This window comes from Pseudomonas sp. (genome assembly GCF_032058845.1).
Lineage (GTDB): Bacteria > Pseudomonadota > Gammaproteobacteria > Pseudomonadales > Pseudomonadaceae > Aquipseudomonas.
In genome coordinates this window covers 21,157-27,339 of sequence record NZ_DAMCCR010000060.1, presented here as the reverse complement: position 1 = coordinate 27,339, position 6,183 = coordinate 21,157, and the positions used below count along the sequence as shown (strand labels likewise).

Below are 6,183 nucleotides of genomic sequence, written 5' to 3'. Positions count from 1 at the left end.
CCGCGATGCCGCCACCGCCGTGCCAGAAGCCCGGACGGCTCAGGTAATCACCGGCCTGGCCGATCAGCGTGGCAGGGCTGTCGTCGAAGCTGATTTCAATGCTGGCCGTACTGGCCATGCCCACCGCCTGCCAAACCTCGGCATCGGAGCGCTGGCTGGCGTGGTGCAGGTCCAGGGCCACCAGATACGGCTGGTCATCCTCACCCCAGGCAGTGAGCAGCGCCCGGTCGATCCGCGCCCGCGCATTCGGCGGCTCCGCCGCCCACACGCCCCAGATGCCCGTGCGCGCAAACCCCACGGGCGCGCACTCGGCGAGAATCGCCAACGCGTCGGTATGGCCCTCGTATAGCTTGGCCAGCGCCAGGTCACAGCCGGCGACCTGGGCGAGGGTCTGCCAGCGCTGCAAGGTGCGGCCCTGGCCGGGCAGCGGCAGTGTATCGAAATGGCCGCTGCACAGCGCCTGCATCAGGGCCAGCAGGGCAGGGTCGAGGCCGGGCGCGCTGGCGCGCTGGGCGAAGTCGTCGAGCAGCACGCTGAACGAGGGGAGGGGCGTTGCCTGGGAAGCGGTCATCGGTTCAGGTCCATCAGGGTTGTTATCCATTTATCCAGTGAGCATGGCCTGCGGCTCAGTCATCGAGCCCGAGCTGGCGGCGCATGCGTTGCGTGATCGATTGACGTGTGGTGGCAAGGTCCGCCCAAGGGTCCTCGATTCGTGCCAGGCGCTCGAGCAGGCTGTCCATCGTCCACTGATCGGCGGACTTGAGCGTCTCGAGCTCCTTGCGGGCGATGGGCACCGACACACGCAGGCCCTCGCGGGCGCGCAGCGAATAGGCGCACACCGTGGTGGCGCCCAGCCCGTTGCGCAGGTAATCGATGAAGATCCTGCCGACGCGGTTCTTCGGTCCGGCCACGGCGCTCAGGCGCTCGGGGAACAGCCCGGCAAGGTGCTCGACGATGGCCTGGGTGAATGCCTTGACCTCGTCCCAGCTCGCGCGACGGGTCAGCGGCACGACCAGGTGCAAGCCCTTGCCGCCGCTGGTCTTGAGAAACGTCTTGAGGCCCAGGGTATCGAGCAGGGTGAGGGTCAGCTGGGTCGCTTCGACCATCGCTTTCCAGGGCAAGGCCGGGTCCGGATCGAGATCGAGGACAAAGCGGTCGGGCTTGTCGAAGGCCTTGTCGGTGGCATTCCAGGTGTGCAGTTCGATCGTGTTCATCTGCACCGCGCCGAGCAGGGCCGCCGGGGTGTCGAGGGTCATCGCTGCCTGACCGGCCTGGGTTTTGCTGAACGTATGGGTGTCGGGCAGGTTGAGGTGCTCGGCATGCTTCTGGAAAAACAGTTCCCCGCCCAGACCTTCAGATGCCCGCACCAGGGCCACGGGGCGGTGCTCGAGGTGCGGCATGATCCACGACGCAACCTGGGCGTAGTACTCGGCCACCTGTTGTTTGGTGACGCCGGTGCTGGGGTCGATGATGCGTTCAGGGTGGGTCAGGTGCAGATCGTCTGCGGATTGACGGTCGTGTGTCGCAACCCGGCGGGTTTTCTTGGGTTTGCCGTCAGGGGCGGCCGCGGGCTGCGCGCGTTCGTGATCGATGCCATGGGCGGGTTTGTCGTCGCGCAGGCCATGAAACACCGCGTGGCGGACGATGCCGCCACGGGTCATCTGCGCATAGGAAATCTCCGCCAGCAAGCTGGGTTTTAGCCAGTGAACGCCCCGAGCCGCGGCGCCCGTGAGCGGTTTGTCCAGCGTAGGCTTCGACGCCTTCAGTGCCTTCAGGCGCTTGTGCAGCTGTTTCAGCGTTTCGCTGCTGAACCCGGTGCCGACCCGGCCTGCGTAGCGCAGGTCGCCCTGATCATCGTGCAGGGCCAGCAGCAGCGCGCCGAACCCTTCGCGGCTGCCTTTGGGGTCGGTGTAGCCAACGATGATGAACTCCTGGCGCTGTTGGCACTTGAGCTTGATCCAGTCGCTGCTGCGCCGCTCGCGGTAGAGGCTGCCCGCGCGCTTGCCGATCAGCCCCTCGAGCTGCAGTTGGCAGGCACTGGCCAGAAGCGAGTCCACTGGCGCTTCGAAATCGGCTGAGAAGCGCAGGGCGTCGTCTTCATGCTGGTCCAGCACCTCACGCAGGGCGGCGCGTCGCTTCTGCAGCGGGGTGTCGCGCAGGTCCTGACCATTCAGCCAGGGGGCGTCGAACAGGTAGTAGGTCAAGCGGCTGTCGTCGTCTTCATCGAAGGCGTTCTGCAATGCCTGAAAATCCGCAACGCCGTCGTCACCGGCTACCACCACCTCACCGTCGAGCCAGGCGGATTTCAGTTTCAGCTGGCGCAAGGCCTTGATCTGGCGCGGCATCCTAGCGCTCCAGTCATGGCCATTGCGGGTGAACAGGCGGATGTCCTTGCCATCGATGCGTGCCAGCAGACGGTAGCCGTCGAACTTCACTTCATAGTGCCAATCGCCTGCCGGCGGGGCGTCTACCAAGGTGGCCAACTGCGGGCTCAGCTGGTCGGGCAGGGCCGCCTTGCGCTGGTTGGCAGGTGACGCTTTGGCGGGGGTTTTCCGCTTGGCAGTGGTGGGCTTCTGCGCCAGCACCTGGTCGCTGAGCACGCTGTCGGGCAGGGCGTCGACGATGCAGTAGTCGTCTTCACTGCGCGCTTGCTCATCATTGGACTTGATCAGCAGCCACTGTTCCTTCTTGCCAGCCAAGTGCGTGCGCACCAGGTTCCAGGTGCCAGAGAGCTTTTCCCCTTGCAGGCGAAAACGCAGCTTGCCCTTGGCGTAGTCCGCCTGCGCATCGCCTTCGGGTTCCCACACGCCGCGATCCCAGACAATCACATCTCCTGCCCCGTAGTGGCCTTCGGGGATATGCCCTTCAAAGCTTGCATAGTCGAGCGGATGGTCTTCGACATGCACCGCCAGCCGCCGTTGGGTCGGGTCCAGCGACGGGCCCTTGGGCACCGCCCAGCTTTTAAGGGTGCCATCCAGCTCCAGGCGGAAGTCGTAGTGCAGGTGGCTGGCATCATGCTTTTGAATGCAGAACTGCAGCGCCTGAGACCTGCGCGCTTTACGGCCTTTGCCCGCAGGTTCGGGCGTGGCAGCAAAGTCGCGCTTGCGCTGGTACTCCTGCAACGGCTTGGCCATGGCGTGGGCTCCGGAAGACGATCGGGTAACCGACTGTATTGGCTGGGAGCGAGCTGTTCAGAGCGGAGTTCAAATTATCCGGAGACGATGCGACGCGCGAGAAACTGAATCATTGCAGTGCAGGTGCAGTCGACCATATGGACTTAATTCGATGGAGTGCCGTCATGGCCCGTACAGACGATCCGAAACCCTATACCCCGTCCGAGATCGACACGACCGAAGACCGCATGGGCAGTGTTCACGAGCTGGATTTCGACAAGGACGTGGACGGCCCGCGTGGCCGCATCGGCGACGAACGTCCCGAGGGCGAGGTGGATCATGAATTTCCTGAAGAGCGCGTGGCGCGGGCTGGCATGAGCGGCGGCGAAGCGCTGACCGAAGGCCTGCACGAGGATGGCGTGACCGACGACGACATGAGCCCGGAAACGTTGCTCGACGAGACCGGCGCACGTGACCCGTTCGAGCCTGGCGACGGCGGCGGCCCGGCGGATCTCGAGTTGCGCGAGGTCGATGCCGATGAGGTTGGCCTGGGCACCGGTCTGGACGAAGCCGAAGAGGCGCATGTCCATCCCCTGGATGGCAAGCCCTGGTCGGATGACGAGATTCCGGACGACCGGAATGATGTGTGAAATCAACCGAGGAAAGCACGATGACTAACCAGAAATGTGCCTGCCCAACCTGCAACTGCGAACTGGACAACCATGCGGTGGAGCGGGGCGGTCAGCGCTACTGCTGCGATGCCTGCGCCAGCGGCCATGCCAACGGTGAAGCCTGCCAGATGGGCCAGTGCGGTTGCGCCAAGAGTGCCAGTGGTGGCGATCGACGTTCCAGCTGAGGGCCTGAGCCAGGCCTAAGCCTGCGCAGCCTTGCAGGGGGTACGCCACCCTGCAGGTTGCGCTGAGTTTACGAGTATCAGGCTGGCTGCGCTGGCCACCGCGGCTGACGGGAACGCCGGACCGGCCGCTTCTTCAGTGTCCATGTCCCTTCATCTCGGCTGACCAGGGCACCGGACCGACCGCTCGCACAAGGGTCGTTTTTCTGTTTGACCCGCGCTGCCACTGAAACCCTTCAGGCAGCCCCCGACAATACTTGGTATGGTGCCGCCCATCGTTTGCCGAGGTGTCGATGTTCTACCTGCCCCTGACTCATGAAGACGCTGAGGCGCTGGCCTGCGGCGATGACCTGTGCCTGCTGGATGAGGCCGATGCCTTGCAAGCCGCTGCGGTGTTGTTCATCCAGCACCTGCCACGTCTGGCCGCCACCCTGCCTGCGGTCGAGGCGCTGGAACGACGCTTCGCCGAAGTGCTGGCCATTGCTGACGAGGTCGAGGCGAGCGCTCCAGGAGCCTTTGTTCTTCAGGTAAAACAACGCTTTGCGCGCGACACCTTCAGTACAGGCTTAAGTCTACTGGGTGCCAGCAGTATTGGCCTGCTGGACGCGCAGTTGGCCATCGACCGGGCCACCTTGCGAACCAGCGAGGGTGGCTGGAACTTCGCCTTTTCCCCGGCCTACCGCCAGCAGGTGACGCCCTTGCACGCGGCCGCGTTGCCAGGCCTGGCCAGTGACCTGGTGCTGAGCGACCCACAGCAGCGGCTGCTGCATGAATTCCTCTGCGGGGTCGAGGAGTCGGTGGCGGTGCAGGGATTCGCTGGCACCGGCAAGACCTTCCTGATCCATCAGCTGGCACGCCTGCTCGACCCGGCCTGCACCCTGCTGCTGGCCCGCACCGAAGGTCAGCTGGCCGCGCTCAAGGCGCGGGTCAAGGATGCCGAGGCGTTTACCGCGCTCACGTTCGGTCAGTTGGCCGACTTGATCCTCGACCGCGATCAGACCCGCCAGGGCTGGAAGATACGCGACCGCTACCGCACCAAGCTCACCTGGCGCCCGCAGGATGCCAAGGTGGTGCAGTGGCTGGGCATTCCTGACATCGGCCCACTGGCCGCGCCCGACGTCGTGGCACTGTGTATCAGTGCGGTGCGCAGCTTCTGCCACGGCAGCGACACGCAGGTGCAACTGCGCCACCTGCCATGGGCCGGGCCGGGCTTCACGCCACTGGACCAGGAAGTGCTGCTGGAAATGGCTCGGCGTTACTGGCAGGAGTTGATCCGCCCTTCGGCGCGGGAAGTGCAGTTGCCCGTGCGCGACTACCACCGCATCAAGCTGCTGTCGTTGCTCGATGAGGTGATCGAGGGTCGCTTCAGCCACGCCATCGTCGATGAGGCCCATGAGCTGTCGGCGCCCATGCTGGCGATTCTCGACCGTAGCCCGCAGTCGGTCATTGCCCTGGGGGATGAGCTGCAGAACCTCAATGGCCTCAGCGCGCACCACGGCAGCTTCATTCGCCAACGCACGATTGCCCGCTCGCTGCGTGCGGGGCCAGCCATGGATGCGGTGCTCAACCCGCTGATCCAGGCTCACCCCTCAGCGATTCAGGCGGCTTTCGCCGGCACCGCCGAGCACTACACCCGGGTCAGTTTCTACGATGCCGTCAGCGTGCCGGAGCACCCGACCGTGCTGCTGGTGGACGATGAGTGGGGGCTGTTCGGCTGGTTCCAGCGCCTGGCCCACCAGCAAGTGCCGTTCATCCTGCTGCAGGGCGCACGCAAGGACTTCGAGCTGTTCGTCGAGGACTGCATCGAGCTGTTTCGCTTCGGCACGCGGCCGCGCCATCACCTGCTGTTCCGCTATGCCAGCTGGCAGGCACTGGAGCAGGACAAGGGCGCTGATCGTGCGTTCGCGGCCGTGGCCAGCCTGCTGCGCAAGGGCTACACGGCCGAACATTTCGCCAAAGCCAAGAGCCAGTATCGCTGGACCAAGACCGCCACGTTGTTCCTGGCCCGCGTTCAGGACGTGAAAAACCGCGAGTTTTCACGGGTGATGGTGTCGCCGGAGCTGATGGTGGCACCCACCACGGGCGGTGGGCGCAACGAACGGGCACGCACCCTGGCCGGGTTGTATACCGCCTGCTCACGCGCCCGGCACGAACTGATCGTGCCGGGCGGGATGCTGGATTGGGTCAAGGATCAGGGCCGCGGCTGAGGCGCGACCC

General features: G+C 65.0%; 4 protein-coding genes and 1 pseudogene. 3 read left to right on the top strand and 2 right to left on the bottom strand.

Annotated features, from left to right (window positions below):
* Both RT028_RS12915 and ligD read right to left on the bottom strand, forming a co-directional pair.
* Nucleotides 1–571 (bottom strand): annotated as a pseudogene (locus RT028_RS12915) (acyl-CoA dehydrogenase); the annotation flags it as partial.
* A 55-nt stretch (nt 572–626) separates the two neighbouring features.
* Nucleotides 627–3,134, bottom strand: a complete 2,508-nt coding sequence (gene ligD, locus RT028_RS12910) for a DNA ligase D (protein WP_312935370.1) — start codon at nt 3,132–3,134, stop codon at nt 627–629.
* A 164-nt stretch (nt 3,135–3,298) separates the two neighbouring features.
* Here ligD and RT028_RS12905 point away from each other — a divergent pair, with 164 nt between their 5' ends.
* From RT028_RS12905 to RT028_RS12895, 3 genes are all read left to right on the top strand, one after another.
* A complete protein-coding gene (locus tag RT028_RS12905) occupies nt 3,299–3,763 on the top strand; it encodes a phosphotransferase system, HPr-related protein (protein WP_312935369.1) in 465 nt (154 codons plus the stop codon).
* 20 nt (nt 3,764–3,783) lie between these two features.
* Entirely contained in the window at nt 3,784–3,969 is a 186-nt protein-coding gene (locus RT028_RS12900; RefSeq protein ID WP_312935368.1) for a metallothionein, read from the top strand.
* A gap of 290 nt (nt 3,970–4,259) precedes the next feature.
* Entirely contained in the window at nt 4,260–6,173 is a 1,914-nt protein-coding gene (locus RT028_RS12895) for a hypothetical protein (protein ID WP_312935366.1), read from the top strand.
* The last annotated feature ends 10 nt before the right edge of the window (nt 6,174–6,183 follow it).

Bases quoted from the DNA above. Each gene is read 5' to 3' on its own strand.
- ligD (WP_312935370.1), bottom strand. From the start codon at position 3,134: ATGGCCAAGCCGTTGCAGGAGTACCAGCGCAAGCGCGACTTTGCTGCC.
- RT028_RS12905 (WP_312935369.1), top strand. From the start codon at position 3,299: ATGGCCCGTACAGACGATCCGAAACCCTATACCCCGTCCGAGATCGAC.
- RT028_RS12900 (WP_312935368.1), top strand. From the start codon at position 3,784: ATGACTAACCAGAAATGTGCCTGCCCAACCTGCAACTGCGAACTGGAC.
- RT028_RS12895 (WP_312935366.1), top strand. From the start codon at position 4,260: ATGTTCTACCTGCCCCTGACTCATGAAGACGCTGAGGCGCTGGCCTGC.